Here is a 26,402-nt window from a genome sequence, read left to right as displayed (position 1 = left end):
GTTTAAAAAGGAGTCGCAAGAGGCTTGTTTTAAATTCGGATATTTTTTAGACTTCTGCAACCTGTTCAACTTTTATCCGGTAAGGAGACGAATATGCAACATCTGATTCTTAATATTGCATTCTCTCGCGGCACTGCGTGCGGCGTGAAATCTCGTGCTCTTTTACCGCGTGGCGTAAACAGGTAACCCCTGTCTTTTTATCACCCGCGGTTCGTCCCGCAGGGTGATATCCACTTTCTCCGGGAGAACCGCATGTTCAACTGGAGAATGTCATGTCTATCGAACTGGTTTTACTGCGCAGTGTTGAATCCCTGGTCCAGAGAAGGATTGCCCGGGTCGAGCGTCGTCTCGTGCAGGTCAATTTGTCACCCGCCCTGCTCAGGGATATCGGGCTGGAAGGATATCAGGGTCAAATCGCCCTCGTTCGCGAGCGGGAATATCAAACCGGCTTCCGCCTCGGGAATCGAATAACCTGATCGCGAGGGGGAGAATAAGATCCCCCTCGCTAGTGAAATGGCAGGCCGCATGCCTGCCATTTTTCCATCTTATGGTTGATTCCAGGTTCACATGTTGGTGACTCAGTATTATCCTCTCCGCCCTCTTTGTAACAGCTGCGATTGTTTTCTCGCCTTGCGTCGTCAGGATCTGCAAGATTAGAGGTGGCAGCCCTATCTGTTTTACTCATCAGGACAAGACTTTATGCCACTCCTTCGTCAGCTTTTTCTTCCCATTTTGCTGTTGTTTTCAGGCATGTTGGCTGTTGCGGCTCCCCAACCGCAAGATGAGAGCACAAGTAACGAAATTTCTGCACAAAAGGAGCTGCTGGTCGGGGTTCCCCGTGGTGGTTATCCCCCTTTCATCTATCAACTCCCCAACCAGCGTTATGCCGGTCCACTCAAGGAGTTGGCCTCGCGCATTGCAGCCGAGATGGGCGTGTCCCTGCGCTATATCTCCTACAACTCCTACGTCGATGCCCAGATTGCTCTCCAAGGCGGCCAGATCGATGCATTAATCGGAGTCGAACGTAATGCTCTTGAGCTGAAGGGGATAAACCATATCGGCAGTATCGGTTCATATGCCCGCTCCATTTTAATGCATACCCCGGATCAGCAATTGACCCTGGAGCAGGCGCGCAAGTTACGCTGGGTCTGTATTCGTGGTTTTGGCAGTTGTAATGAATTGGCGCGTTTGGGGATCTCTGATGTAACTGAGCTGGAGAGCCGCACTGAGGCGACCTATATGGTCAAGCTGGGCGCTGTCGATGCATATCTTGAGTTGGGTCCAATTGTTACCCTCAAGATGGAGAGAATGCCAGCGTCAATGGGGGTTGTCGCTCCTGGGTGGCTTTCTGGCAGCACGCTGACGATGGCGACCAGTTCCCTCCAGCCAGAACTGAGTGAGAAGCTTTGGCAGGCATATCAACGGATACCCGTTGCAGACTCACGACTACGGTTGCATCAGGAAGATGAGCGCGCCAACGCTGGTCTGTTGCTGGAACCTGATGAGGCTAGTTGGCTGAAGCAGAGAAACAAGGTGATCAAGTTCGCCGTTGCCCCCGGATTTGCCGGCATCAGTGAAATCGATGACGAAGGTGAATTGCATGGCTATACGGCAGACCTGATGAAGTTATTGAGTCTGCGCTCCGGGATCCGCTTTGAGCTGGAGTCGACAAATACCTGGCAGGAGTCACTTAAACTGCTGAAAGAGCACAAAGTGGACCTTATTCCCTTGATGACACCGCTCAAGGATCGTCAGTCCTTTGCCTCTTTTACCTCCTCCTATCTGAAGTTCGACAGCTATGTCGTAGCCAGACACGGTGCTCGCCCGCTGAAGTCGCTGGTCGAGCTGAAAGGGCGTCTGATTGGTGGTGTGACGGGCTCTTACGAAGCCTCTCTTATTCACGCGCTGGGCGCCAATATTATCGAAGTAGGCAAAGATGCCGATTTACTGACCTTGCTTGATACTGGGCGAGCCGAATATGTGCTGTTGACCATGACCAATCTGGGACAGCAAGCGATGAAGGGTTTCAATGAGAAGTATCAGGTGGTGCTGAGTTCTCCCGAATTTTCCGTACCTATCAGTATGGCTGTCGACAATGCTCAGCCCGAGTTGCTCCGCATCATGGACAAGTTGCTGCTGACCATCACGGATGAGGAGTGGCAACTGCTGGAACGACGCTGGCTCAATGTGTCGGTCAATATCGAGTCTGATTACACCCTGATTTACAAATGGTTGGCCATAGGGGGGGGCGCCTTGCTCGTCAGCGGTTTGCTGGTGATGTTCTGGGCTCGCAGTTTGCGTCGCCAGATTGCGCAGCGGAGAATCGCAGAGGACAAGCTGAACGAACAGTTGCTGTTTGTGCAGACCTTGCTCAACTCACTGCCAACCATGGTGGCGCTACGTGATAGCGAGCAGCGGATCACCTTGTGCAATCAGGCCTACCGCGATGCTTTCCTCGGTGCTGGCAGTAGCAGTGAGGAGCTGCAAAACATGCCAGAGACACTCAGAAACAGTGTGTTGGAAGAAGAGCGTTTGGTGTGGCAGACAGGACAGGATCTGGAGGGGGCAGGGAGCAACCTGCGAGCAGATGGCACGCCCTGCCATGTTATCTATGCCAAACGTCCCTATAGAGATCCGGATGGCAATATGCTGGGGGTGTTGACAGTACTGACCGATGTCAGCCGGATCAAAGAGGCGGAGGAGCGCGCCCGTCAGGCTGAAAATCGCCTTACCCAGATTACCGACAGTATGCCTGGGGTGGTCTATCAGTATTTGTGGCAAGGACCCGGCAAGGGGCGGTTTTTGTATGCTTCTCAGGGGGCCAGCGAGATCCTCGGGGCTTCCCGGCAGGATCTGTTCAATGCCGAATCGGGTGGCGAGGTGTTCGGCTTTACCGAAGAGGCGCTGCAGGATTTTGTCAGCAAGGTGGCCAATCATGCCGAGACTCTGGCGCCCCTCGATCTGGAGGTCAAGGTAGAGCGGCCTGATGGAGATCGCTATCTGCAAGTGCGTGGCAACTTTGTCAGACAGGAGCAGCAGGCACTGATCCTCAACGGGGTAATTCAGGACATTACGGCCCTCAAGCAACAGGAATATGAGCTGCGCGAAGCTCGCGCCTATGCCGAGCAGGCGATGCAGGCTCGCAGCCGCTTTTTGGCAACCATGAGCCATGAGCTGCGCACTCCCATTTCAGGCATGCATGGCATGCTCGAATTGCTGCAAATGAGCGAGCTCAACGACGACCAGCGTTTTATGGTGCGCAATGTGGTCACCTCGACCAATAACCTGCTCTATCTGGTCAATGACATCCTCGATTTTTCCAAGATAGAAGCGGGTCAGTTGCAGTTGAATCACCAGAGCAGCCGGCTGCAAACGGTGATCTGCGATGCCATTCGTGGCCACGCGGCACTGGCTCATAACAAGGGGCTCAACGTGGTGCTGGAGTGGGAGCATCATGTGCCGGATTGGGCCGACATCGATGGGGTGCGTATCGGTCAGGTCATCTCCAACCTGCTCAACAATGCGGTGAAGTTTACCGAACAAGGAGGGATTACGATTCGGGTCAGCTATCTGAGTGAGCAACTGACCATCAGTGTCAGTGACACCGGTATCGGGATTGCCGAAGAGAAGCAGGCGCTGCTGTTCACGCCTTTTGAGCAGGTGGAGTCAGATATCAACCGTCGTTTTGGTGGCACCGGACTGGGGTTGGCAATCTGTGAGCAGCTGGTGTGCAAAATGGGGGGGGCACTGACACTGACCAGCAAGGCAGGAGAGGGCTCCAGCTTCCGCTTTACCGTACCGCTTACCAATCCGCAGTGGGAGCCCCCTGCTCTGGCTGATACAGAATGGTGGTTTTTCAGCGATGACACCAACCTCGAAGCGGCCATGGTACGGCAGGGGGCCAAGCTCAGGTACTTGGGGGCCAATGAGCTCAGTCGCTCACTGGAAGGGTTGCTGTTGGCCGATCAACGGTGGCTTGAGCAAGCACTTGGGGGGGAATGGCAAAGCTGGCTGCAACACTCTGCGCTGAAGGGGATCATAGGGTCACCCGATGAGGCGTTACGGGGTCGGATTGGTGAACAGAAATGGTGGCGCCTGGGTCTATCTCCTCTCTATCCGGATCTTCTGCTGGAGAGCTGCCACGAATTGCTACGGGAGCGGGTCACACCAATCCTCCCTGCGCTTGCAGAGAAGCTGGGTGGCAAAGTATTGGTTGCTGATGATCATCCGGTCAATCGTGCCTTGCTGGCACGGCAGTTGGCCATTCTTGGTATCGAGGCTCAGGTTGTGGAAGATGGCGAGAAGGCTCTGCGGGCCTGGCAGGGACAGCAATTCTCTCTGCTGTTGACTGATTGCCATATGCCGATGATGGATGGTTATGCCCTGACCAAGGCGCTGCGGGCTGCGGGAGTGACGGCCCCCATCATAGGGGTAACGGCAGATACGTCGGAAGAGGCGAGTGCTCGTATGGTAGAGGCCGGCATGAGTGACATGCTACTGAAGCCCTACCCGCTGGATATCTTGCGCCAGATGCTGGCCCATTGGCTGGCAGAGAGGACGCCAACCAGAAGCGCGGGTGCGCCCGTTGATGGGGCTACAGGCATGCAGGCTGAACGCTGGTTAGCGCTGTTTGGTGACGAGCTGACCGCGCGAGCCATGGCGGTGGAGTATCTCGATTCCAACCGGCAGGATGGCGAGGCCATGATGGCAGCACTGATTTGTCATGATGCCAGCGCCTTGGTAGAGACCGCCCACCGGATCAAGGGGGCTGCCCGAATGGTCGGGTTGGAGGAGCTTGCCAGTCAGGCCGCCATGCTGGAATCGGCAGCGCGATTGAAGCGGCTCGACGAACTCGACGATCTGGTCAGCACAGTGCAGAGGCTGATGACGGCGATTACCCACGACATTGGATTATGGCTCGATGAAAAAAGCACAACATGAGTTGGTCATCATGGTCGTGGAAGACCATGGATTTCAGCGCAAGGCGCTGCTGCACCAGATCCGCAGCCTGGGTTACCAGAATCTGCTGGAAGCGGTTGATGGTGTCGAGGCGTTGGCGCTTAGCCAGCAACACAACGTCGATATCCTGTTTTGTGATCTGCGAATGCCCGGAATGGATGGCATGGCGCTGTTGCGCCGCCTGTCGCTGGGTGGTTTTCAGGGCGGCATTATCCTCTCCAGCGCGCTTGAGGGGGATGTGGTAGAAGCCGTATTGCGTATGAGTACCGCTTATGGCCTGCAGGTGCTTGGTCGCATAGAGAAACCCTCAACGCCGCAGCAGCTCCAGCGGCTTATCCAGGCTTGGTCACCCCGGCAGGAACCCGTCAGGGAGGAAGAGGGGCACAGAATAGGACTCGATGAGTTGCGTCGGGCGATCGAGCAAGATCAACTGCTGCCCTGGTATCAGCCCAAGGTGAGTTTTGCATCCGGCGAGTGGGTCGGGATGGAGGCGTTGGCCCGCTGGCAACACCCCGAGTTTGGCCTGATCCCGCCCGGGCGTTTTATTTCACTGGCGGAGCACAACGGGCTTATCGATCCGTTGACCGAGGTGATCATCAGTAAATCTCTGAGTGATGGTCATTTATGGGAGGAAACCGGCTTGTCACTCAATCTGTCGATGAACCTCTCCACCACCTCACTCATTGAAGGGGATCTTTGCAACTTATTGATTGATCAGTGCAAGCGCTGGAGTATCAATCCGGAGCTTATCACTCTGGAGGTGACCGAGAGCGCATTCGTTCAGGATCTGGGCAAGTCTCTGGAGGTGCTGACCCGGCTGAGGATGCATGGTTTTGGCCTCTCCATCGATGATTTTGGTACCGGTTACTCCTCGATGCAGCAGCTGGCACTGTTGCCGTTCACCGAACTCAAGCTGGATCGCTCCTTTGTCGATCGCTGCCATGCCGATCCGTCACGTTTGGCTATCATCGAGTCCAGTATCGAGTTGGCCCGCAAGCTGGGGCTGAAGTCGGTGGCGGAAGGGGTAGAGGATGAGGCGACCTGGCGAGTGCTGGCCCAGCTCGGTTGTGACCTCTGTCAGGGATTTTTCTCTGCCCGCCCGATGCCGCGCAGTGAATTGGCTAAATGGCACCGGACTTGGCAAGATAGATTGCCTACACTGATATCTATCTGATTCTGTTGGCTGGTTCCCTCTGTTTGAACAAGGATGTTCATGAAAATCTCAAGCAAGTTGCTGCTCAGCTTCGGTTTTATCAACCTGCTGATCCTGCTCTCCTCCACGCTGGTCTATTACCGGCTGACCCAGATAAATCAGGCCCAACACATCCTGCTGGAGCAGGCGCTGCCCGCTTTGCAGCGGGATGAGGCGAGCCAGAAGGCACTGGTTGCCACCGTTTCTGCTCTGCGTGGCTATCTGATCCTCGGCAAGGATCCGGCTCAGGCTTCCCGCCTCAAGCAGGAGTGGGAGTCGGCCTGGCAGGCCATCGCCCATCAGGCGTTCAGTCCGGCGCTCGCCAAGTCTCTCGAGACCTTCAAAAGCCATCAGGAGAAGGTGTGGACCATCGCCCAGAGTGAAGAGAATCTGCCCGCTCATACCCTGATGCTGCAGGAGGCGGGTCCGCTGGCGGAGGCGGCGCTCGATCAGCTGCAATCCTTTGCCAATGAAGAAGTTGGCACTCCGCAGGATCAACTCTCCGGCGATCGCCGCATGCTGCTCAAACAGGTGGGGGATGCCTACAACAGCCTCGCCAACTCTCTCTCAGCCCTGCGGGATTTTCTCATCTCAGGCGACCCCGAATACCGCAGCAAGTATCAGGATTACTACCAGTTTCATCAGCAGCGTGTGGCTGAGGTTAAACAGCAAGCCGCGCTCTTTACCGACACCCAGCAGAGCCTCTGGCAGCTGTTTGAAGAGATGGCTACCCCCTTCTCCGAGCTGGTGGGGCAGGTGATCGAGAAGCGCCAGGCGCCGGATTGGGATCAGGCAAACTACCTGATGGCCACCGACATCGAGCCGATGCAGTCCAGCCTCAGCGAGCAGCTGGTCCAGCAGGTGGGGAAAACCCGTGCCGAGGTGGATCAGATTTCGGCGCAGATGACCGGAGCCGGGAGGGCCATCAACCAGACTCTGCTGTTGGCTACCGGCAGCGCCATCGTGCTTGGCATGGTAGTCGCCTGGCTCTTTAGTCGTCGTCTGACCCGTGACATTGCCTGTCTGGTGACCCGGGCGGGGCAGGTTGCGGATGGCCGGCTGGCGGCCGAGCCCTTGCCAATCACAGGGCAGGATGAGTTGGGAGACTTGACCGGTTCCATCAACCGGATGTCTGCCCAGTTACATCATCTGGTCGGGGAGTTGCAGGGGGCTGTGGGGCAGGTCGAGGTGGCCTGTCTCGATGTGGGCAGCACTACCAGAGCCATAGTGGCGGATCTGACGGAACAGGATCAGCGGGTCGATGCGGTGGCTGCGGCTATCGATCAGATGTCGGTGAGTGCTCGTGATGTGGCTGGTAACATTGCCGGTGTGGCGGATGGTGCCCATCAGGTGCGGCAGCAGACCCGTCAGGGAGAGGCCGCGCTGGCACGAATGAGCGATACCATGCAGCAGATTGCCGCCATGATTGGACAGGCCAACGAGGCCATGGGGCTGCTGGAGCATCAGAGTGAACAGGTGGGGCAGATCACCGAGGTGATCGCCACTATAGCCGAGCAGACCAATCTGCTGGCACTCAATGCGGCGATAGAAGCGGCGCGGGCAGGCGAGCAGGGGCGAGGTTTTGCGGTGGTGGCCGATGAGGTTCGCCAGCTGGCGACCCGCACCCATCAATCCACCGCCGAGATCAGCCAGACTATTGCGGCCATCTCCCAGCAGACTCGCCAGACGGTGAGCACCGTCAGCAGCGGTACCCGGTTGGTGGAGCAAGGGCGGGATGCAGTCGGATTGGTGACCGATACCCTGAGTGCCATGAACCAGCTGGTACAGTCGCTGTCGGGACAGCTGGAGGCCATTTCGGTGGCAACCGAGCAGCAGTCGCGGGTGGCCGCCGAGGTATCCGGGACGGTCGACGACATTGCCGCGCTCAGTCGGCAATCCTGTCAGCGTAGTCAGCAGGGGGAGGAGATCGTAGCCAGACTGGCTGGCGATACCGGCAAGCTGCAGGCGGTCATCGCCCGCTTTGATCTTGATGCGTGAGATGGCGGGATTATCCCGCCATTGCTATTGCCATTCACCGGGCCGTCTGGCCCGTGGGTTTAGTCCAGACGTCGGAAGGTGTGGTTGTCGAAGCTGCTGGTAGTCTCCCGATTGAGCAGGCTGACCAGCAAAATCGCACGTTTCTCTCCATCCGGCTCCATATAGATGGCTTCGAAGCCGGCAAGCGGCCCCTCTTCAATCAGCACCTTGTCGCCCTGGGTCGGCAGGCTGGCGTAGCTGGCGCGGGCCTCATCGCTGTCGTCCCGGCTCATCAGCTGATAGACCAGCTGGCTGCTGATGGAGGTCCACTCCCGACCGAAGTGGATGATCCGGCTGATGCCGCGGGTTGACTTCAGGGTGACCGGGGTGACCTCTTCCAGATCCACGTAGATGAACAGATAGTTGGGGAACATGGGCTCCCGCACCGGGACACGCTTGCCCCGCCGCAGTTTTTCAATTTCCACCATGGGGTAGTAGGACTCGATCCCCTGGGCTTCGAGATGGGCGCGGGCGCGGGCCTCTTCTTTTGGCTTGCAGTAGGCCAGATACCATTTTTTCATGTGCTGAGTATGTTCGTGTTGCCGTGCTCGCCGATATGATAACGGCAGCAAAAAAAAGGCCACGCATTGCGTGGCCTTTTTTGCCGAGTGAGTGATTACCAACCTTTCACCAGGCCGCCCTTGAACAGTTCCAGCCCTTTCTTGTAGACGTCGTCGGTCTGGAAAGCCTGTACGAACTGTTTGACCTTCTCATCATCCTTGTTGTTGTCGCGGGCAACGATCAGGTTGACGTAGGGGGATTCTTTGTCCTCAACAAACAGACCGTTCTCGGTCGGGGTCAGGCCAATCTGACCGGCGAAGGTGTTGTTGATGATGGCCAAGTCCACGTCTTCCAGCGAGCGCGGCAGCTGGGCAGCTTCCAGCTCGACGATCTTGAAGTTGCGCGGGTTGCTGGCGATATCCAGTACGGTTGCCTCCAGACCGGAGCCCTCTTTGAGCTTCAGCAGACCTTGCTTCTCCAGCAGGATCAGCGAGCGGCCCAGGTTGGTCGGATCGTTCGGCACCGCGATCTGGGCACCATCTTTCAGCTCGCTCAGCGCCTTGATCTTCTTGGAGTAACCGGCGATCGGGTAGACGAAGGTGTTGCCGACCGGCACCAGCTTGAAGCCACGATCACGGATCTGGGCATCCAGATAGGGCTTGTGCTGGAAGGCGTTGACGTCGATGCTGCCATCGTTCAGTGCCACGTTCGGGGTGACGTAGTCGGAGAAGTTGACCACCTCGACGGTCAGGCCGTATTTCTCCTTGGCCACTTTGGCGGCTACTTCAACCAGCTCGGTCTCGGGGCCGGCAATAGCGCCTACTTTAAGAGTCTTGTTCTCTTCCTTTTGACCGCAACCGGCCAGTACCAGAGTGGCCAGCAGGGCTGCCGCAACGGATTTGATGCCAAATTTCATAAAACCTCCTGTCAGAAATCGACGATTAACGATGATCACATTTGTTGACCAGGCGCTCACCCGCGCTCTGGATGAGTTGAACCAGTACGACCAGAATAACCACGGTTACCAGCATGACGGTCGGGTCGAAGCGCTGATAGCCGTAACGAATACCCACATCGCCCAGACCACCGCCCCCGATGGCACCGGCCATGGCAGAGTAGTTCACCAGCGTGACGAGGGTGATGGTGACGCTGTTGAGGATGCCGGGCAGGGCCTCGGGCAGCAGCACCTTGGTGATGATTTGCAGCGGCTTGGCGCCCATGGCCTTGGCCGCTTCCAGCAATCCGTCCGGCACCTCCATCAGGGCCCCTTCCACCAAGCGGGCGATGAAGGGAATGCAACCGACGGTCAGCGGCACGATGGCAGCGATAGTGCCGATGCTGGTGCCGACGATCAGCCGGGTCAGCGGGATGATGGCGACCAGCAGGATGATGAAGGGCACCGAGCGACCCACGTTGACCACCATGCCCAGGGTACGGTTGAGCAGCGGGTTGGCCAGGATCTGGCCGGCCTTGGTCACGTGCAGCGCCACACCGAGCGGCAGGCCGAGCAGGCAGCCGAACAGGGCGGAGGCAAACACCATGATGAGGGTGTCGCCCAGGGCCGTGAACAGCAGATTAATCATGGCTTCGGACATAACCCATTACCTCCAGCTGAATATGGTTGTCGATGAGGAACTGCTGGGTCGCCTCGCACTGGGCTTCATCCCCGAACAGCTCTGCCAGCAGGAAACCGAATTTGACGCCCCCGGCGTACTCGATATCGGCGCTCAGAATGCTGATGTCGATGTTGAAGCGACGGCTCGCCTCGGAAATCAGGGGCGTGTCGACCGTGCTGCCGGTAAAGCCGAGCTTCACCAGCGGATAGCTGCCGGGGACCCGCTCCGCACTCATCCGATCCTGATACTCCTGGGGTACTTCCAGGTGGATGGTGGAGTGGATGAAATCCCGCGCCAGCTGGGTCTTGGCATTGCTGAAGAACCAGGCCACTTCGCCCTGTTCGATCAGGCTGCCGTCGCTGATGATGGCCACTTCGTCACAAATCCCTTTCACCACGTCCATCTCGTGGGTGATGAGCAGGATGGTGAGCCCCAGCTTGACGTTGATCTCCTTGAGCAGGGTCAGGATCGAGCGGGTGGTCTGCGGATCGAGTGCCGAAGTGGCCTCGTCACAGAGCAGCACCTTGGGCGCAGGGGCCAGCGCCCGGGCGATGGCGACCCGCTGTTTCTGGCCGCCGGATAGTTCGGACGGATAGGCGTGGGCACGGGCTTCCAGCCCGACCAGCGCCAGCAGCTCTTCCACCCGGCTCTTGATCTGATCCTTGTTCCAGCCTGCCAGCTCCAGCGGAAAGGCGATGTTGGCAAACACGGTGCGGGAGGCGAGCAGGTTGAAGTGCTGGAAGATCATCCCGATCTGGCGGCGGGCTTGGGTCAGCTCCCGTTCGCTCAGGGCAACCAGATCCTGGCCGTCGACAATCACCTGGCCCTCTGTCGGGCGCTCCAGCAGGTTGACACAGCGGATGAGGGTACTCTTGCCGGCACCGGAGGCACCGATCACCCCGAAGATTTTGCCTTGGGGTACATGCAGACTCACGTCACGCAGGGCGTGCACGGCGTCACTGCCTGTACCGTAGACTTTGTTGAGACCGATCAACTTAATCATGGATTCTTCCGTGCTAACAGCCTTAAAGCACAGGGCGCTACAGGCGGGGAAATTGGGCAGAGGTTCCACTGGGTTACTCTGTCATCATGGAGGATGATGCTAAGATGTCTGGATGGCCATGTCAACGCATGTTTTTACGTCTAGACGTCTAAAAAACTGATAAGGATTTCTGTCAGGTGGATAACGATCAGGATGGTATTGTTGCTCTGCCAGATCCTGTTTCGTCCCTGCGGCAGATAACCGAATTAAAAATGGTTTATATCGGGTAAATGCTGGTTTTATTAGTGTGTCAGCCCGTTTCTGTTCACATCTGCTGTCGAACTTAATGCTCCTCCATCGTTACACAAATTGCTGCACAAATCGTTCCCTATTCGTTACTGGATGACCTGCTCGCCACTTTGTCGGCGTCAACCTTGATGCAGCGCAAGAGGGGCTCGGATAGGGATTGGGTCAGTTGCGCCGGTTTTTTATACTGATGATGTCGACAGGCATGGAGGGCAGTGCGATGAGATTCCAACAGATCAAAGAGTTGCTGCACTATCTTGAGCAGGTTCACCACCAGCTCGGACTCTGTTACGGGCGTTTGACAAGTCAGGTGGACAGCGAACGCAGCCGGATGTTGCTGGTCTATCTGCAAGGGCGTGAGGATGCGGCCAGTGCCCATCTGCACGAATATGCTGCTCAGCTGGGAGAGGCGGTCAGGGAGACCTGGCTGAACCAGAGTTTCAGCGAGGATATGCTGCCTGCCATTACCCGCTTCGAGCTGCCGGCATCAGTCCAGACCCAGGATATCGTCACTCAGGTATGCCGTTGGGAAGAGCAGCTGGTGGGCGAGCTGAGCCATCTGGCCCGGGAGTGCCCGACACCGGCCACCACCGCTTTGCTCGAGAATCTGGCCGGGCTGGAGCAGACCCGCCTGACTCGACTGGTGCACGGAGTGCACCGACTCGACGACATGTAACGGGTGATAAGCACCAAACACGCAAGATGACAGCAAAACAAAAGGGCCCGGCAGCAGTGCCGGGCCCTTTCCATTGGTATCTGCTGACTTGCAGTGAGCGTCGGTTAGCCCTGCTGCTTGGCCGCGTAGAGGGCGGCCCCGATAATGCCTGCCTGATTGAGGCTGGCCGCCGGAATCAGCGGTGCCCGGGTCTCGATGCGATCGACAAACTTATCCAGCTTGGCTGCGCTGCCGCCCCCCAGAATGAAGAGGTCGGGGGAGAAGAGAAACTCAAGGCGCGCCAGATACTTGTTGAAGCGCTTGCCCCAGCGGTTCCAGGAGAGATCCTCCCGTTTGCGCGCCGCATCGGAGCAGTAGTGCTCGGCGACCATTCCTTCCAGCATCAGATGGCCCAGCTCGGTGTTGGGCAGCAGATGGCCGTTGACGAAGATGGCGGTGCCGATACCGGTACCGACCGTGATGAGGATGATGACCCCCTTGCGATCCTTGCCGGCGCCAAAGCGCATCTCGGCCAGACCGGCTGCATCGGCATCATTCAGCACATAGCAGGGCTTGCCGGTGACATCGGCAAACAGATGCTCGGCATCGGTTTCGATCCAGCTCTTGTCGATGTTGGCGGCACTCTTGGCAACCCCGTTGTGTATGGTGGCAGGAAAACCGCAGCCCACCGGTCCTTTCCAGTCGAAATGTTCGACCAGCGCCTTGAGGGTATGGGCGATGGCGGCCGGGGTGGCCGGTTGCGGTGTGGCAATGCGATGGCGCTCGCCAATCAATTCGCCGGTTTTGGTATCGACCAGACAGCCCTTGATCCCTGAGCCTCCAATATCCACTCCCAACATATGCATCTGTGTTGTCCTTGTTGTGTGCCGACCAGTTTGCAGTGACCACGCTGTTATGGGCACTGCAGGTCGGCAGAGCATGAAAAAAGTGCTGCAATCCGGCAAGGGGCAGATCACTTATGCGTGATCCGACAGACCTTTTTCGATGCAGCGGATCAGCAAACGGGTCTTCTTGTTCTCTTCATCCTGACGCCGGGCAAGGGTGGCCAGCGCCCATTCGATGTGTTCGGCCACCATGGGCTCGGCGGTGGTCAGCGCCAGTTGCAGGGCGGCGATTACCTCGGGGATCGCCGGACCATTGCCAAGGGCGACTGCCAGATTGCGGCGCCAGCGCTGGTAACCGATGCGGCGGATCGGGCTCCCTTCGGTTTGTTTGAGGAAATCGCTCTCGCTCCAGCACCACAGCGCCAGCAGGGGGGGGCGGTGCAGGCTGGGGCGGGGGCTAAAATCGGGTTCCGGGCTGGCATCGGCGTAGCGATTCCAGGGGCAGATAAGCTGGCAGTCGTCGCAGCCGTAGATGCGGTTGCCCATCAGGGGCCGGAACTCTTCCGGAATAGGGCCATCATTCTCGATGGTGAGATAGGAGATGCAGCGGCGGCCATCCACCACATAGGGGGCGACAATGGCGCCGGTCGGGCAGATGTTGATGCAGGCGACGCACTTGCCGCACTGCTCCTTCTCCACTTGCTGGTCGAGCGGCAGCGGCAGGTTGAGCAACAGCTCACCGAGAAAAAAGAAGGAGCCGGCCGACTCGTTGAGCAGCAGTGAGTGTTTGCCAACCCAGCCGAGGCCGGCCTTGGCTGCCAGTGGCCGCTCGAGGATGGGGGCGGAGTCAACGAAGGGGCGCCACTCACCCAAGGTATCTGCGGTGCCTTGAAACAGCTCGGCGCAGCGCGCTTCGATGCGATCACCCAGCTGTTTGAGCCGGTTGCGCAGCACCTTGTGGTAGTCACGGCCGAGGGCATAGCGGCTGATATAGCCGAGGGTCGGATCACGCAGGGTGGCAGCAAAGCCTGCCTCGAACGGCAGGTAGTTCATCCGCACCGACAACACCCGCACCGTGCCCGGCAGCAGTTCGTGGGGGCGCGCCCGCATCATGCCGTGACGTGCCATGTAATCCATGCTGCCGTGATAGCCCGCATCCAGCCAGGCCTGCAATCTCGGCTCTTCGATACGCAGATCTGTGTCGGTGATGCCCGCTTGGTCAAAACCTAGCTCCCGTGCCCAGAGCTTGATATCGTGGGCCAGCTGGTGGAAGTCAGGTGCACTCATGCGGCTTGGCCTGGCCGGCGTTTGCTGGCGTGGGTCGATTGATAAGAGGCGGGAGCCGTCATGGTAGAGATCATCAGGGGCGCGTTGGGCACAAAAGAGGGGGGCAGTTTACCACAGGGGCTGTGGCAGACTGAACAGATCCGCGCACTGGAGCTCAACTGGGCCGCGTGTGAGGGGCAACCTCTCTATGCCCTGATGGAGCGAGCCGGTGCCGCACTGCGCACCTATGCCACTCTGCATTGGCCCGACAGTCGCTGCTGGTGGATCTTCGTCGGCCCCGGTAATAACGGCGGTGATGGCTATGTACTGGCCCGCCTTGCCCGCCAGATTGGCATCGAGGTGGTGGTGATTGCCGCCAGAGCACCCGACCAGCTGAATGGGGATGCCAGACGGGCCGCCGATGAGTGGCTGGCGGCCGGTGGCCGGGTCTGGCTGGCCGAGCAGTTTGATAAGGACCAGCACTCCATCCCGGATCTGGTGGTCGATGCCCTGCTTGGCACCGGCGTCAACACGCCCCTCTCGCCACTACTGACAAAGATCGTCGCAACAATCAATGGCTTGGCTGTGCCCGTGCTGGCGGTGGATCTCCCCTCCGGCCTCAACGGCGATACCGGCCGTGCCATGGGGGCCGTGGTGCAGGCCACTCGCACCCTCACCTTTATCGGTATCAAGCAGGGGATGCTCACCGGCGACGGGGTGGATTGTGTCGGCCAGCTCGATTGTGATCCCCTTGGCATGACGCCTGATGACGCTATGCTGCCCGCCGCCTGGCGTATCGATTATCCGCAGCTGAGCACGCAGTTGACCCCGCGCCCGCGCGCATCCCACAAGGGCTCTTATGGCAAGGTGCTGCTGGTGGGGGGCAATCGCGGCATGCAGGGGGCCATCGTGCTGGCGGCTCGCGCCTGCCTGCGGGCGGGGGCCGGGCTGGTGCGGGTGTGTCAGCATCCGGATCATCCGCCAGTCAGCCTCTATCAACCCGAACTGATGAGTCTCACTACCGCTGATGACGAGGGGTGGGCGTCGGTGCGGGTCATTGGCCCCGGGCTCGGTCAGGATGAGTGGGGAAGAGCACAAATCGCCCGTTATCTCACCGAACGGCTGCCACTGGTTTTGGACGCCGATGGATTGAATTGGCTGGCGCAATCTCCCCGCCATCAGGATAATTGGGTGCTCACGCCCCATCCCGGCGAAGCTGCGCGCCTGCTGGGATGCTCCATTGCCGAGATTGAAACCGACCGGTTTGCCGCCGTGCAGGCGCTGCAGCGGCGTTATGGCGGTGTGGTGTTGTTAAAAGGGGCGGGAACACTTATTTATGACGGCGAGCGGGTCGCTCTCTGTTGTGAAGGCAATCCCGGCATGGCAAGTGGCGGCATGGGCGATCTGTTATCTGGTATAATCGCCGCCCTTTTGGCCCAGGGCTGGTCTGCCACCATGGCAAGCTGGCTGGGCGCCGTGATCCACGGCGAGGCCGCAGATCAGGCCGCCGCCGACGGCGAGCGGGGCATGCTGGCGTCAGATCTGCTGCCGCTGATCCGCAAACTGGTTAATCCCGACACCATTACAAGTTAAAAAGAAGAACATGGCAAAACAGTTGATGATGACACTGCCGGACGAGGCAGCAACCGTGGCACTGGGTGGCCGTCTGGCACAGGCCTGCCAGCAGGCGACCACAGTGTTTTTGCATGGCACGCTTGGCGCCGGTAAAACCACCCTGACCCGCGGCTGGGTGCAGGGCCTTGGCCATCAGGGCAAGGTAAAAAGCCCGACTTACACCCTGGTCGAACCCTATGAGCTCGATGGCTGGCAGGTCTACCATTTCGATCTCTATCGCCTGGCTGATCCGGAAGAGCTGGAATTCATGGGCATTCGGGACTATTTTGCCGCCAACACTCTCTGTCTGGTGGAGTGGTCCGAGAAGGGCGAGGGCTGGCTACCGGCTCCCGACCTTGAAATTACCCTCACTTATGTAGGCGAGCAGCGCGAGGTTCTGATAGAGGCTCGCACTGCTATTGGCGAAGCCATTCTGGAACGGTTGTCATCTACGTGCGCTTGATCCTTGTTATTGCTCTCTCTTTGATGGCGTTACCCTCTTGGGCGAATCAGCTCAAGAGCGTACGAATCTGGCCATCACCGGATAACACCCGGGTGGTGCTCGATATGAGCAGCGCCCCCAATTACAACTACTTCACCCTCACCGGCCCGGATCGGCTGGTGATCGATCTGAAAGGGGCGAGCAACGCCGCCAATCTGGCCCGGATCGAGAACAACAGCGAACTGGTGCGCAAGATCCGCCAGAGCACTCCGCTGGAGAAGGGCGGTCTGCGACTGGTGATGGATCTCAGCTCCGCCATCAAGCCGGTGGTCTTCCCGCTGGCGCCAGCCGGGCCCTATGGCCACCGTCTGGTCATCGATCTGCCTTATGAAGAGAAGCGCTCGGCGGCAGCGGTGCAATCCACGCCTGTCGGTGGCAAGGGCAAGGGAGTGGTGATTGCCATCGACCCGGGCCACGGCGGGGAAGATCCGGGCTCCATCGGCCCACGCCGTACCTACGAGAAGCGGGTGACGCTGGCGGTCTCCCAGAAGCTGGCGGCACTGATCGACCGCGAGCCGGGGATGCGCGCCGTGATGACCCGTCGTGGCGACTACTTCGTCGACCTCAACAAGCGCTCCGAGATTGCCCGCAAGGCCAAGGCGGATCTGCTGGTCTCTATCCATGCAGACAGTTTTCATAACTCGACCCCGCGCGGCGCCTCTGTCTGGGTTCTCTCGACCAACCGTGCCAACCGCGAGATGGGCAGCTGGCTGGAGAAGCAGGAGAAGCAGGGCGAGCTGCTGGGCGGTGTCGGCAAGGTGTTGGCGGAATCTGATCCCAACCCCTATCTGGCGCAGACCTTCCTCGACCTCTCCATGGACAAGTCCCGTGCCGAAGGGTATGACGTCAGCCGCCAGATCCTGCGCTCCATGGGCAAGGTCGCCCGACTGCACAAGAAGGCGCCGGAGCACGCCAGTCTGGCTGTGCTGAAGGCGCCGGATATTCCCTCGGTGCTGGTTGAAACCGGGTTTATCTCCAACCATGCGGAGGAGAAGCTGCTGGCTACCGCCAGCTATCAGGACCAGCTGGCCCGCGCCATCTTCGAGGGGATCCGCAACTACTACCGCGCCCACCCGACCAAGGGGGCCATGCTGACCGGCAAGGGGCAGGTGAGCCAGCCTGCCGCTACTCGCCCTGCACCGGTAGCCCGGCAGCCGGTGAGTCAGCCCAGGCAGACACAGTCGCAGCCGGTAGTGACCAACAAGATGCCCGCCACCGCCCGCGACGGCGGTGCTGGGAGCGGCTCTGGTGCCGGGGTGATCAAGCCTTACTCGGCGGCAGCGCAGGAGAGCGGTGCACCGGTCAGCAGTGTGGGGGACTATGACAAATCGCGGATGCTCCGCCATGTGGTCAAACGGGGCGAGAGCCTCTCTCGCCTTGCCGAGAAGCATGGAGTGAGTCAGTCCACTCTGGTGGAGATCAACCAGCTGCGCAGCCGGGATATTCAGATTGGTCAGACCATCTATATTCCCCAGCAAGGGCAGAGCCGCGCTGCCGCCCCCGTTCGCAGTGACGACAAGTCGCAGATGCTCCGCCATGTGGTCAAGCGGGGGGAGAGTCTCTCCCGCCTTGCCGAAAAACATGGGGTGAGTCAGGCTCGGCTGGTAGAGATCAACAAGCTCAAGTCGCGGAATATTCAGGTAGGGCAGGTGCTCTACATTCCGCAAAACTGACGCGCGGGAGCGGGCGATGCCGCTCCCGCTGTTAGCGAATACCATCAGCAAGATTGAAATTCAGGAGTAAATGATGCCGATCCGTATTTTGCCACCCATTCTGGCTAACCAGATTGCAGCCGGAGAGGTGGTGGAGCGGCCCTCCTGGAGCCTTAAGAGACTGACCATCCGCAAGATAGAAATTCAGGAGTAAATGATGCCGATCCGTATTTTGCCACCCATTCTGGCCAACCAGATTGCAGCCGGAGAGGTGGTGGAGCGGCCCTCTTCTGTGGTGAAAGAGCTGGTGGAGAACAGCCTGGATGCGGGGGCAGACCGGGTCGAGATCGACATCGACAAGGGGGGCGCCAAGCTGATCCGCATCCGTGACAACGGCTGTGGCGTCGCCAAAGACGAGCTGGTGCTGGCGCTGTCGCGTCATGCGACCTCCAAGGTGGCCACGCTGGATGATCTGGAAGGGATCAACAGCCTCGGCTTTCGTGGTGAGGCGCTCGCCTCCATCAGCTCGGTCTCCCGTCTCACCTTCACCTCCCGTACCGCCGAGCAGTCCGAAGCCTGGCAAGCCCAGGCGGAAGGGCGCGAGATGAGCGTCACCATCAAGCCGGCGGCCCATCCGGTGGGCACCACGGTGGAGGTGGTGGATCTCTTCTTCAATACCCCCGCGCGGCGCAAGTTCATGCGCAGTGAAAAGACCGAGTTTGCTCATATCGACGAGCTGGTGCGCCGCATCGCGCTCTCCCGCTTCGATGCCACCCTGATCCTGCGCCACAATGGCAAGGTGGTACGCCAGTACAAGGCCGCCAATACCGTGCCGGAGCAGGAGCGTCGCCTCGCCGCCGTTTGCAGCACCCCCTTCATGCACCATGCGCTGGCGGTGGAGAGCGAGCATAGCGACGTGCGGCTGTGGGGCTGGCTGGCGACTCCGGAAGGGGCAAGACCGCAGAACGACCTGCAATACACCTATGTCAACGGCCGGATGATGCGCGACAAGCTCATCAACCACGCCATTCGTCAGGCCTATGACGAGCTGCTGCCTCCCGATCGCTTTGCCGCTTATGTGCTCTATATCGAGCTGGATCCCCGTCAGGTAGATGTCAACGTCCACCCGGCCAAGCATGAGGTGCGCTTCCATCAGGCGCGGCTCATCCACGACTTTATCTTTCAGGCGCTGTTTACCGCGCTGCGCCGCGAAGGGATGAGCGCCGCTCATCAGGACACTCCGCTGGCCGAAACTCTGGTCGAGTTGCCGGTCAGTCCGCAGATTGAATATCCCGGTCAGGCGCCACGCCCGGAGTGGTACGGTGCCGAGCACAGCTACCGGGCACCTGCACAGGTGCGGGAGGGGGGCGGTGGGGCTGGCCGAGCCAGCAATTATCAACCACCTGAGCCGCCGAGTCGGGAGGCGATGCGCGGCATGGGCGCTCTGCTCACTACGCTGCCTATCGCAACTGAGGCTGCTCCTGCGCAGCCCACTGATCCAGTGCCGTCACCCAAACAGGGGGGATGTCGCGCCCTGACACTGGTGGAGCAGGCCTACCTGTTGATCGAGCGGGATAATCAGCTGGCGCTGCTCTCGCTGGTACGCGCCGAGCGGGTGCTGCTGCGCCACTGGCTGCTGGAGACCTGGGGTCAGGGGCTGGCGGCCCAGCCACTGTTGCTGCCGGTCTCCTTCAAATTGCCGAAGAATCTGATCGTGCTGGTTACCGAGCAGGAGCGTTTGCTGAAACGGATGGGGCTGGAGTTGAAAAGCGGGGGGCGTGACACCATGATCCTGACTCGGGTGCCGGCTCTGCTGCGCCAGACCGATCTGGTTCGTCTGTTACCCGAATTGCTGCAAATTATCGAGGGCGGATCTGACAGTGATGCTGGTCAGCAGGCTGAAGTATTATGCCAATGGCTGGTGGAGCAGGGGATAAGCCGCGAGAAGATATACGATTTTTCAACTGCCAGTCGTCTGCTGACGGAACTTGTGACCGATTTCAGTGACCAACTGGCAGACATTCGCATGGTGCGCCCCCTTTCGCTGGCGACCGTGCTGGAGGAGTTTGAACATGGCGAGTGACTTGCCGACCGCAATTTTTCTGATGGGGCCGACGGCCTCCGGCAAGACGGATCTCGCCATTGAACTGTGCCAGGCATTGCCTTGCGATATCATCAGCGTCGATTCTGCGCTGATCTATCGCGGCATGGATATAGGTACGGCCAAGCCGACCGCTGATGAACTGGCGCGGGCCCCGCACCGGCTGATCGACATTCTTGACCCAGCCTTGAGCTATTCGGCAGCCGATTTTTGCAAGGATGCCCTGCGGGAGATGAAAGAGATCGCCGATCGTGGCCGCATTCCGCTGCTGGTAGGCGGCACCATGCTCTATTTCAAGGCGTTGCTGGAGGGATTGTCCCCATTGCCCTCCGCCGATCCCGCCGTTCGTGCCGGGATTGAGGAAGAGGCTGCCCGCCTCGGTTGGCAGGCGCTGCACGATGAGCTGGTGCGCATCGACCCGGTGGCCGGGGCGCGAATTCACCCCAATGACCCGCAGCGACTCTCCCGGGCGCTGGAGGTCTACCGTATCAGCGGCAAGACCCTTACCGAGTTGACGCAGGTGCAGGGGGAGGGCTTGCCCTATCGGGTGCAGCAGTTTGCCATCGCCCCGAGCGATCGCGCCGTGCTGCATCAGCGGATCGAACTGCGCTTTGACAAGATGCTGCAAGGCGGCTTTGAACAGGAGGTTCGTGCGCTGATGGCGCGCGGCGATCTGACCCCGGATCTCCCCTCCATTCGCTGTGTGGGTTATCGCCAAATGTGGGACTACCTGTGCGGTGAAGTGGGGTATGATGAGATGCGTTATCGTGGCATTGTTGCCACACGCCAATTGGCAAAACGACAGATGACCTGGTTGCGCGGCTGGCCCGACGTGACCTGGTTGGAATCTGGTGAGTCTGGCAATCTCGACCGCGTGCTTGCTCGCGCTGGTGCGGCTTGACACTCCCTGTATAATCAGGTTGTTATATTGATATTCGGTGTTTAAAAACAACAAACTATAAGGAAAAGAAAAATGGCTAAGGGGCAATCTCTCCAAGACCCGTTTTTGAATGCGCTGCGCCGTGAGCGGATTCCTGTTTCTATCTATTTGGTGAACGGCATCAAACTGCAAGGTCAGATCGAGTCTTTTGACCAGTTTGTTATCCTGCTGAAAAACACCGTGAGCCAGATGGTTTACAAGCACGCCATCTCGACTGTCGTACCGGCCCGTGCCGTCAATCATCACCAGCCCACTCCGGGTGGCGCGGCTGATGAACAGGGTGATGCCGAGGCGTGATATCCCTGGGCGAGTCGACTCGCCAACTCAGATTCATCATGATTCCTGTTAAGGAGCAAGCGCTTGTTTGACCGTTATGAAGCTGGCGAACAGGCCGTTCTGGTGCATGTCAACTTCAGTGATGAGGGTGAGCGGGAGGATCTGGAAGAGCTCAAGATGTTGGTGAGCTCGGCCGGAGTCAATGCGCTGGGGGTAATTACCACCAGTCGCAGTGCGCCCAGTGCCAAATTTTTTGTCGGCAGTGGCAAGGCTGAAGAGATCGCGTCCCAAGTCCAGATGCTGGATGCCGATGTGGTGATCTTCAACCATGCCCTGACTCCCGCCCAGGAGCGCAACCTGGAGCGTCTGTTCCAGTGCCGGGTGGTGGATCGAACCGGCCTGATCCTCGATATCTTTGCCCAGCGCGCCCGAACCCATGAAGGTAAACTGCAGGTCGAACTGGCCCAGTTGCGCCATCTTTCCACTCGTCTGGTGCGAGGCTGGACCCACCTTGAGCGTCAAAAGGGCGGGATCGGTCTGCGTGGCCCGGGTGAAACCCAGCTTGAAACTGACCGACGTCTGCTGCGGGAACGCATCAAGGCGATTTTGCGTCGGCTCGACAAGGTGGCCAAGCAGCGGGAGCAGGGACGCCGCGCCCGCAACCGCAACGAAGTGCCGACGGTGTCACTGGTTGGTTATACCAACGCCGGAAAGTCCACTTTGTTCAACCAACTTACAGCTGCCAGCGTGTATGCTGCCGACCAATTGTTCGCAACTCTGGATCCCACCCTGCGTAAACTGGTGATCCGGGATGTGGGTGATGTGATTTTGGCGGATACAGTTGGATTTATTCGACACTTGCCCCATGATCTGGTCGCGGCCTTCAAGGCGACCCTGCAGGAGACCCGTGAAGCGGATCTGCTGCTGCATGTGGTGGACTGTGCCGATGAGCAGATGCAGGAGAATATCGACTCCGTGCAGCAGGTGTTGGCCGAGATCGAAGCCGATGACAGGCCCCAGCTGATGATCTGCAACAAGATCGACAAGCTGGCGGATCGTCCGGCAGGTCTGGAGCGAGATGACGAGGGGCGCCCGTTGCGCGTCTGGTTGTCGGCCCAGACTGGTGAAGGTTGTGAGCATCTGTTTACGGCGCTGACCGAATTGCTGGCTGGCTCCATGGTGCATCACACCCTGCAGTTGCCTCCTTCTGCCGCGAGATTGCGCAGTGCGCTCTATCAGCTGAAAGGGATTGAGCAGGAAGGTTTTAGCGAGGAGGGTGATTTCGTGCTGGAAGTCCGCTTGCAAGTGGCCGACTGGAACCGCCTCGTGAAACAGGAAGGTGAGAGTTTACAACGCTTTATCAGGCATTGATTCGTTGATGAAGATGAACCCTTAGGGGCTTCGCGACGTATGACGGCCCGATAGAGATGATATCCATCCGCATGTATTAATGGAGACGCTGATGGCTTGGAATGAGCCTGGTAACAACGGCAAAGACCGTGACCCTTGGGGGAACAACGGCAAGAATCAGGGACCCCCTGATCTGGATGAAATGCTGCGCAAGGTGAGCCGTCGTTTCGGTGGCCTGTTCGGTGGTGGCAAATCCGGTGGTGATGTGGGCAAGTTTGGCCTCTCCATCGCTCTGGTGGTGGCCGTGGTGGTGTGGGTCGTCAGCGGCTTCTACACCATTCGCGAAGCCGAGCGGGGCGTGGTGCTGCGTTTTGGGGAGTACTCCCATAACGTGGATCCGGGCCTGCGCTGGAAGCCGACCTTCATCGATCGGGTGATCCCGGTGGATGTGGAATCGGTGCGCTCCCTGCCTGCCTCCGGCTTCATGCTGACCCAGGACGAGAACGTGGTCCGGGTCGAGATGGACGTGCAGTACCGCGTGGTCGATCCCGAGCAGTATCTGTTCAGCGTCACCAATGCCGACGAGAGTCTGAGCCAGGCCACCGACAGCGCCCTGCGCTACGTGGTGGGTCACACCAAGATGGATGATGTCCTGACCACGGGTCGGGAAAAAGTCCGTCAGGAGACCTGGCAGGTGATCGATGGCATCATAGAGCCCTACCAGATGGGTCTGCAGATCGTCGACGTCAACTTCCTGCCGGCGCGTCCGCCGGAAGAGGTGAAGGACGCCTTCGATGACGCCATCTCCGCCCAGGAAGATGAGCAGCGCTTCATCCGTGAAGCGGAAGCCTATGCCCGTGAAGTCGAGCCCAAGGCCCGTGGTCAGGTCAAGCGTCTGGAACAGGAAGCCGAAGGCTACAAGTCCCAGATCGTGCTGAAGGCCAAGGGTGAAGTCGCGCGCTTCAACGAGCTGCTGCCCCAGTACCAGTCCGCCCCCGAGTTGACTCGTGAGCGTATCTACCTGGAAACCATGGAAGAGCTCTATCAGCAAGCCAACAAGGTGCTGGTCGACATGCCTGCTGGCAACAACAGCATGATCTACCTGCCGCTCGACAAGCTGTCCGGCAAGGCGAATGCCGTGCAACCGGCGCGTCCGGCGGGCACACCTGCGGTGGAGCCGGCCCAGCCGTCCAACGAAGGGGCCAACTCCACTCCGACCCCGCTGCGTGGCGGTGATCGTTTCAGCACAGGGAGAAACTGATAGATGAAAAAGCTAGCTATTGGTGTCATCGCTGTGGCCGCCATGGTCTGCTTCTCTTCCGTCTTCATCGTCGATGAAGGGCAGAAGGGAATCGTGGTGCAGTTTGGCAAGGTGAAGCGGGTTGACTCCGGCGAGCCGCGTCTCTATGAGCCGGGCCTGCACTTCAAGGTGCCGCTCATCGATCAGGTACGCAAGATGGATGCCCGCATCCAGACCCTGGAAGGCCAGGCGGATCGCTTCGTCACCTCCGAGAAGAAGGACCTCATCATCGACTCCTACGTGAAGTGGAAGATCGAGGACTTCTCCAAGTACTATCTGGCGACCGGTGGTGGCAACAAGATCCAGGCCGAAGACCTGCTCAAGCGCAAGATCAACAACGGTCTGCGTTCCGAGATCGGTAACCGCACCATCAAGGACATCGTCTCCGGCGAGCGCAGTACCGTGATGGAAGACGCCCTGATGAAGATGGCGCGCTCCTCCGAGCTCGGCATCAAGGTGGTGGATGTGCGCATCAAGCAGATCAACCTGCCGGTGGAAGTCTCCAGCTCCATCTATCAGCGGATGCGTGCCGAGCGGACTGCAGTCGCCCGTGAGCACCGCTCCCAGGGCCGCGAGCAGGCCGAGATCCTGCGTGCCGACATCGACCGCAAGGTCACCGTCATGATCGCAGACGCCGAGAGTAATGCGCGTCAGCTGCGTGGTGAAGGGGATGCCGAAGCCGCCAAGATCTATGCCGACAGCTACAAGAAGGACCCCGAGTTCTTCAGCTTCGTGCGCAGCATGGAGGCCTATCGCAAGAGCTTCGCCGGCGGCAACGACCTCATGGTCCTCAAGCCTGACAGCGAGTTCTTCCGCTACCTCAAGTCGCCTCACGGTGACAAGCAGTAAGCAGGCATAGCGCCATAACCCAAAGGGCCTGATGATTCAGGCCCTTTTGCTTGATAAGACAAGGCCCAGAGGGCAGGAGGAGTCATGCTGACAGCCATCTTGATGGGAGTGGGGCTGTTGCTGCTGTTCGAGGGGCTGGGCCCCTTGCTGGCGCCGAGGGCCTGGCAACAGATGCTGAGACTGATGAGCGATCAGCCGCCGGAGCAGCTGCGTCGCATCGGCGGCTGCCTGGTGGTGGCGGGGGCCGTCATCCTCTGGGCGCTGGCCCATTGAGCGCTCAAGAGAGCGCTGACGCCTGAGAGCCAAGGGGGGCTGACGCCTGAGAGCAAGGCGCAGACCATAAAAAAGAGGCCTATGGCCTCTTTTTTCTTGGATGCTGACACGCAGGCTCAGGCTCAGGCGCTGCGCTGTACCGCCATCTGGGCCAGGGTCTCCAGCGCCTGCCTGTGCTGGGAGTCCGGCAGGATGGCGAGGGCGGCAATGGCCTTGTCGGCCTCTTCCCGGGCCCGCTCGCGGGAGTACTCCAGGGCGCCGGTGCGATCCAGGATGGCCAGAATGCGCTCGAGATGCTCCATGCCGTTGCGGTGCTCGATGGCGTCGCGGATGAGCTGACGCTCTTCCGGGGTGCCCACGGCCATGGCGCGCAGCAGCGGCAGGGTGGGCTTGCCTTCGGCCAGGTCGTCGCCAACGTTCTTGCCCATCTCGTCGCTCTGGGAGCAGTAGTCCATGACGTCGTCGATGATCTGGAAGGCGGTGCCCAAATACTTGCCGTAGTCGGTCATGGCCTGCTCGACGGACTCGGGCTGGTGGGTCAGTACGGCGGCGAGGCGGGTGGCGGCTTCAAACAGCTTGGCGGTCTTGCAGTAGATGACCGTCATGTAGCTCTCTTCCGTGGTGTCCGGATCGTTGCAGTTCATCAACTGCAGCACTTCTCCCTCGGCGATGGTGTTGGTGGCATCCGACAGGATCTCCATCACCCGCAAGTTGGAGAGCTCGCTCATCATCTGGAAGGAGCGGCTGTAGAGGTAGTCACCGACCAGGACGCTGGCGGCGTTGCCGAACAGCGCATTGGCAGTCTCCCGGCCGCGGCGCAGGTCGGATTCATCGACCACGTCGTCGTGCAGCAGGGTAGAGGTATGAATGAATTCGATGATGGCGGCGAGCTTGAGATGGTCCTGACCTTGGTACCCCAGTGCGCGGGCGGCCATGACCGTCAGCATGGGGCGCATCCGTTTTCCGCCTGCACTGACAATGTAGAAACCCAGCTGGTTGATCAGGCTGACATCGGACTGGAGCCGGGCCAGGATCAGTTCATTGACCGCCGTCATGTCGGCGGCACAGAGCGCACGGATAGTCTGTTGGTCCATAAGTCTCGTAACGTGACGGCAGCAATTACTGCGTTTTTAGCAATGGCGGGGATTCTACACGATTTCACAATGGGTTACAGTTAAGCGTTTAT

General features: G+C 59.3%; 22 protein-coding genes. 15 read left to right on the top strand and 7 right to left on the bottom strand.

Going from position 1 to position 26,402, the window contains the following annotated elements:
• The first annotated feature begins 272 nt into the window (after window positions 1-272).
• The 4 genes from ACTG2W_RS09415 (at window position 273) to ACTG2W_RS09400 (ending at window position 8,149) form a co-directional block, all read left to right on the top strand.
• Complete coding sequence (locus ACTG2W_RS09415; protein WP_005349248.1) at window positions 273-476, top strand: hypothetical protein; 204 nt, start codon at window positions 273-275, stop codon at window positions 474-476.
• A gap of 223 nt (window positions 477-699) precedes the next feature.
• On the top strand, window positions 700-4,941 hold the full coding sequence (locus tag ACTG2W_RS09410) for an ATP-binding protein (RefSeq protein ID WP_421309378.1): 4,242 nt from the start codon (window positions 700-702) through the stop codon (window positions 4,939-4,941).
• A complete protein-coding gene (locus ACTG2W_RS09405) occupies window positions 4,922-6,133 on the top strand; it encodes an EAL domain-containing response regulator (protein ID WP_106842254.1) in 1,212 nt (403 codons plus the stop codon). The genes ACTG2W_RS09410 and ACTG2W_RS09405 overlap by 20 nt, the downstream gene beginning before the upstream one ends.
• A 39-nt stretch (window positions 6,134-6,172) precedes the next feature.
• Window positions 6,173-8,149, top strand: a complete 1,977-nt coding sequence (locus ACTG2W_RS09400; protein WP_106842255.1) for a HAMP domain-containing methyl-accepting chemotaxis protein — start codon at window positions 6,173-6,175, stop codon at window positions 8,147-8,149.
• A gap of 59 nt (window positions 8,150-8,208) precedes the next feature.
• On the opposite strand, the gene rfaH is transcribed toward ACTG2W_RS09400, so the two are convergent.
• The 4 genes from rfaH to metN form a co-directional block, all read right to left on the bottom strand.
• Complete coding sequence (rfaH, locus tag ACTG2W_RS09395; protein ID WP_181281543.1) at window positions 8,209-8,709, bottom strand: transcription/translation regulatory transformer protein RfaH; 501 nt, start codon at window positions 8,707-8,709, stop codon at window positions 8,209-8,211.
• Window positions 8,710-8,804: 95 nt separating this feature from the next.
• Window positions 8,805-9,605, bottom strand: coding sequence for a methionine ABC transporter substrate-binding lipoprotein MetQ (gene metQ, locus ACTG2W_RS09390; RefSeq protein ID WP_106842257.1), 801 nt, complete (start codon window positions 9,603-9,605; stop codon window positions 8,805-8,807).
• Window positions 9,606-9,630: 25 nt separating this feature from the next.
• Window positions 9,631-10,284 carry a methionine ABC transporter permease gene (locus ACTG2W_RS09385; protein ID WP_011704854.1) on the bottom strand — a complete coding sequence of 218 codons (654 nt, stop codon included), beginning with the start codon at window positions 10,282-10,284 and terminating at the stop codon, window positions 9,631-9,633.
• On the bottom strand, window positions 10,265-11,308 hold the full coding sequence (metN, locus tag ACTG2W_RS09380; RefSeq protein WP_106842258.1) for a methionine ABC transporter ATP-binding protein MetN: 1,044 nt from the start codon (window positions 11,306-11,308) through the stop codon (window positions 10,265-10,267). Before metN ends, ACTG2W_RS09385 begins: the two co-directional genes overlap by 20 nt.
• 505 nt (window positions 11,309-11,813) lie before the next feature.
• On the opposite strand from metN, the gene ACTG2W_RS09375 reads away from it, so the two are divergent.
• Window positions 11,814-12,269, top strand: coding sequence for a hypothetical protein (locus tag ACTG2W_RS09375; protein WP_043822996.1), 456 nt, complete (start codon window positions 11,814-11,816; stop codon window positions 12,267-12,269).
• 104 nt (window positions 12,270-12,373) lie between these two features.
• Here ACTG2W_RS09375 and ppgK read toward each other — a convergent pair whose 3' ends face one another.
• Window positions 12,374-13,114, bottom strand: coding sequence for a polyphosphate--glucose phosphotransferase (gene ppgK, locus ACTG2W_RS09370; protein ID WP_106842259.1), 741 nt, complete (start codon window positions 13,112-13,114; stop codon window positions 12,374-12,376).
• Between the two features lie 111 nt (window positions 13,115-13,225).
• Window positions 13,226-14,380, bottom strand: a complete 1,155-nt coding sequence (gene queG, locus ACTG2W_RS09365) for a tRNA epoxyqueuosine(34) reductase QueG (protein WP_106842260.1) — start codon at window positions 14,378-14,380, stop codon at window positions 13,226-13,228.
• A gap of 60 nt (window positions 14,381-14,440) precedes the next feature.
• Here queG and ACTG2W_RS09360 point away from each other — a divergent pair, with 60 nt between their 5' ends.
• From ACTG2W_RS09360 to ACTG2W_RS09315, 10 genes are all read left to right on the top strand, one after another.
• On the top strand, window positions 14,441-15,952 hold the full coding sequence (locus tag ACTG2W_RS09360; protein WP_106842261.1) for an NAD(P)H-hydrate dehydratase: 1,512 nt from the start codon (window positions 14,441-14,443) through the stop codon (window positions 15,950-15,952).
• 10 nt (window positions 15,953-15,962) lie between these two features.
• Entirely contained in the window at window positions 15,963-16,436 is a 474-nt protein-coding gene (gene tsaE / locus ACTG2W_RS09355) for a tRNA (adenosine(37)-N6)-threonylcarbamoyltransferase complex ATPase subunit type 1 TsaE (protein ID WP_005339056.1), read from the top strand.
• Window positions 16,437-16,459: 23 nt separating this feature from the next.
• The gene (locus ACTG2W_RS09350) at window positions 16,460-18,148 is read left to right on the top strand and encodes an N-acetylmuramoyl-L-alanine amidase (protein WP_235656971.1); all 1,689 of its coding nucleotides are present in this window, start codon (window positions 16,460-16,462) and stop codon (window positions 18,146-18,148) included.
• Between the two features lie 196 nt (window positions 18,149-18,344).
• A complete protein-coding gene (gene mutL, locus ACTG2W_RS09345; RefSeq protein ID WP_106842569.1) occupies window positions 18,345-20,210 on the top strand; it encodes a DNA mismatch repair endonuclease MutL in 1,866 nt (621 codons plus the stop codon).
• Window positions 20,200-21,129, top strand: a complete 930-nt coding sequence (gene miaA, locus ACTG2W_RS09340; protein ID WP_181281544.1) for a tRNA (adenosine(37)-N6)-dimethylallyltransferase MiaA — start codon at window positions 20,200-20,202, stop codon at window positions 21,127-21,129. The genes mutL and miaA overlap by 11 nt, the downstream gene beginning before the upstream one ends.
• Window positions 21,130-21,201: 72 nt before the next feature.
• Complete coding sequence (gene hfq / locus ACTG2W_RS09335) at window positions 21,202-21,465, top strand: RNA chaperone Hfq (RefSeq protein ID WP_005339045.1); 264 nt, start codon at window positions 21,202-21,204, stop codon at window positions 21,463-21,465.
• Window positions 21,466-21,528: 63 nt separating this feature from the next.
• A complete protein-coding gene (hflX, locus tag ACTG2W_RS09330) occupies window positions 21,529-22,815 on the top strand; it encodes a ribosome rescue GTPase HflX (RefSeq protein WP_005339043.1) in 1,287 nt (428 codons plus the stop codon).
• Window positions 22,816-22,906: 91 nt separating this feature from the next.
• On the top strand, window positions 22,907-24,055 hold the full coding sequence (gene hflK, locus ACTG2W_RS09325; protein WP_025328125.1) for an FtsH protease activity modulator HflK: 1,149 nt from the start codon (window positions 22,907-22,909) through the stop codon (window positions 24,053-24,055).
• A gap of 3 nt (window positions 24,056-24,058) precedes the next feature.
• Entirely contained in the window at window positions 24,059-24,943 is an 885-nt protein-coding gene (gene hflC / locus ACTG2W_RS09320; protein ID WP_043130464.1) for a protease modulator HflC, read from the top strand.
• Window positions 24,944-25,027: 84 nt separating this feature from the next.
• Window positions 25,028-25,216, top strand: coding sequence for a DUF2065 domain-containing protein (locus tag ACTG2W_RS09315; protein WP_025328123.1), 189 nt, complete (start codon window positions 25,028-25,030; stop codon window positions 25,214-25,216).
• Between the two features lie 122 nt (window positions 25,217-25,338).
• Here the strand turns inward: ACTG2W_RS09315 and ispB are convergent, their stop codons facing one another.
• Window positions 25,339-26,310, bottom strand: coding sequence for an octaprenyl diphosphate synthase (gene ispB, locus ACTG2W_RS09310; RefSeq protein ID WP_139435029.1), 972 nt, complete (start codon window positions 26,308-26,310; stop codon window positions 25,339-25,341).
• Window positions 26,311-26,402: the final 92 nt, after the last annotated feature.

Source organism: Aeromonas sp. 96A, from assembly GCF_051919165.1.
Classification (GTDB): Bacteria; Pseudomonadota; Gammaproteobacteria; order Enterobacterales; family Aeromonadaceae; genus Aeromonas; species Aeromonas veronii.
The sequence above is the reverse complement of the archived record's forward strand: the minus strand, read 5'-3'. Positions and strand labels throughout refer to the sequence as shown.

Bases quoted from the DNA above. Each gene is read 5' to 3' on its own strand.
- mutL (WP_106842569.1), top strand. From the start codon at position 18,345: ATGCCGATCCGTATTTTGCCACCCATTCTGGCCAACCAGATTGCAGCC.
- rfaH (WP_181281543.1), bottom strand. From the start codon at position 8,709: ATGAAAAAATGGTATCTGGCCTACTGCAAGCCAAAAGAAGAGGCCCGC.
- ACTG2W_RS09315 (WP_025328123.1), top strand. From the start codon at position 25,028: ATGCTGACAGCCATCTTGATGGGAGTGGGGCTGTTGCTGCTGTTCGAG.
- ACTG2W_RS09360 (WP_106842261.1), top strand. From the start codon at position 14,441: ATGGTAGAGATCATCAGGGGCGCGTTGGGCACAAAAGAGGGGGGCAGT.
- ACTG2W_RS09385 (WP_011704854.1), bottom strand. From the start codon at position 10,284: ATGTCCGAAGCCATGATTAATCTGCTGTTCACGGCCCTGGGCGACACC.
- ACTG2W_RS09350 (WP_235656971.1), top strand. From the start codon at position 16,460: ATGGCGTTACCCTCTTGGGCGAATCAGCTCAAGAGCGTACGAATCTGG.
- miaA (WP_181281544.1), top strand. From the start codon at position 20,200: ATGGCGAGTGACTTGCCGACCGCAATTTTTCTGATGGGGCCGACGGCC.
- tsaE (WP_005339056.1), top strand. From the start codon at position 15,963: ATGGCAAAACAGTTGATGATGACACTGCCGGACGAGGCAGCAACCGTG.
- ispB (WP_139435029.1), bottom strand. From the start codon at position 26,310: ATGGACCAACAGACTATCCGTGCGCTCTGTGCCGCCGACATGACGGCG.
- ACTG2W_RS09410 (WP_421309378.1), top strand. From the start codon at position 700: ATGCCACTCCTTCGTCAGCTTTTTCTTCCCATTTTGCTGTTGTTTTCA.
- ppgK (WP_106842259.1), bottom strand. From the start codon at position 13,114: ATGCATATGTTGGGAGTGGATATTGGAGGCTCAGGGATCAAGGGCTGT.
- ACTG2W_RS09405 (WP_106842254.1), top strand. From the start codon at position 4,922: ATGAAAAAAGCACAACATGAGTTGGTCATCATGGTCGTGGAAGACCAT.
- hflK (WP_025328125.1), top strand. From the start codon at position 22,907: ATGGCTTGGAATGAGCCTGGTAACAACGGCAAAGACCGTGACCCTTGG.
- metN (WP_106842258.1), bottom strand. From the start codon at position 11,308: ATGATTAAGTTGATCGGTCTCAACAAAGTCTACGGTACAGGCAGTGAC.
- ACTG2W_RS09375 (WP_043822996.1), top strand. From the start codon at position 11,814: ATGAGATTCCAACAGATCAAAGAGTTGCTGCACTATCTTGAGCAGGTT.
- hfq (WP_005339045.1), top strand. From the start codon at position 21,202: ATGGCTAAGGGGCAATCTCTCCAAGACCCGTTTTTGAATGCGCTGCGC.
- ACTG2W_RS09415 (WP_005349248.1), top strand. From the start codon at position 273: ATGTCTATCGAACTGGTTTTACTGCGCAGTGTTGAATCCCTGGTCCAG.
- queG (WP_106842260.1), bottom strand. From the start codon at position 14,380: ATGAGTGCACCTGACTTCCACCAGCTGGCCCACGATATCAAGCTCTGG.
- hflC (WP_043130464.1), top strand. From the start codon at position 24,059: ATGAAAAAGCTAGCTATTGGTGTCATCGCTGTGGCCGCCATGGTCTGC.
- metQ (WP_106842257.1), bottom strand. From the start codon at position 9,605: ATGAAATTTGGCATCAAATCCGTTGCGGCAGCCCTGCTGGCCACTCTG.
- ACTG2W_RS09400 (WP_106842255.1), top strand. From the start codon at position 6,173: ATGAAAATCTCAAGCAAGTTGCTGCTCAGCTTCGGTTTTATCAACCTG.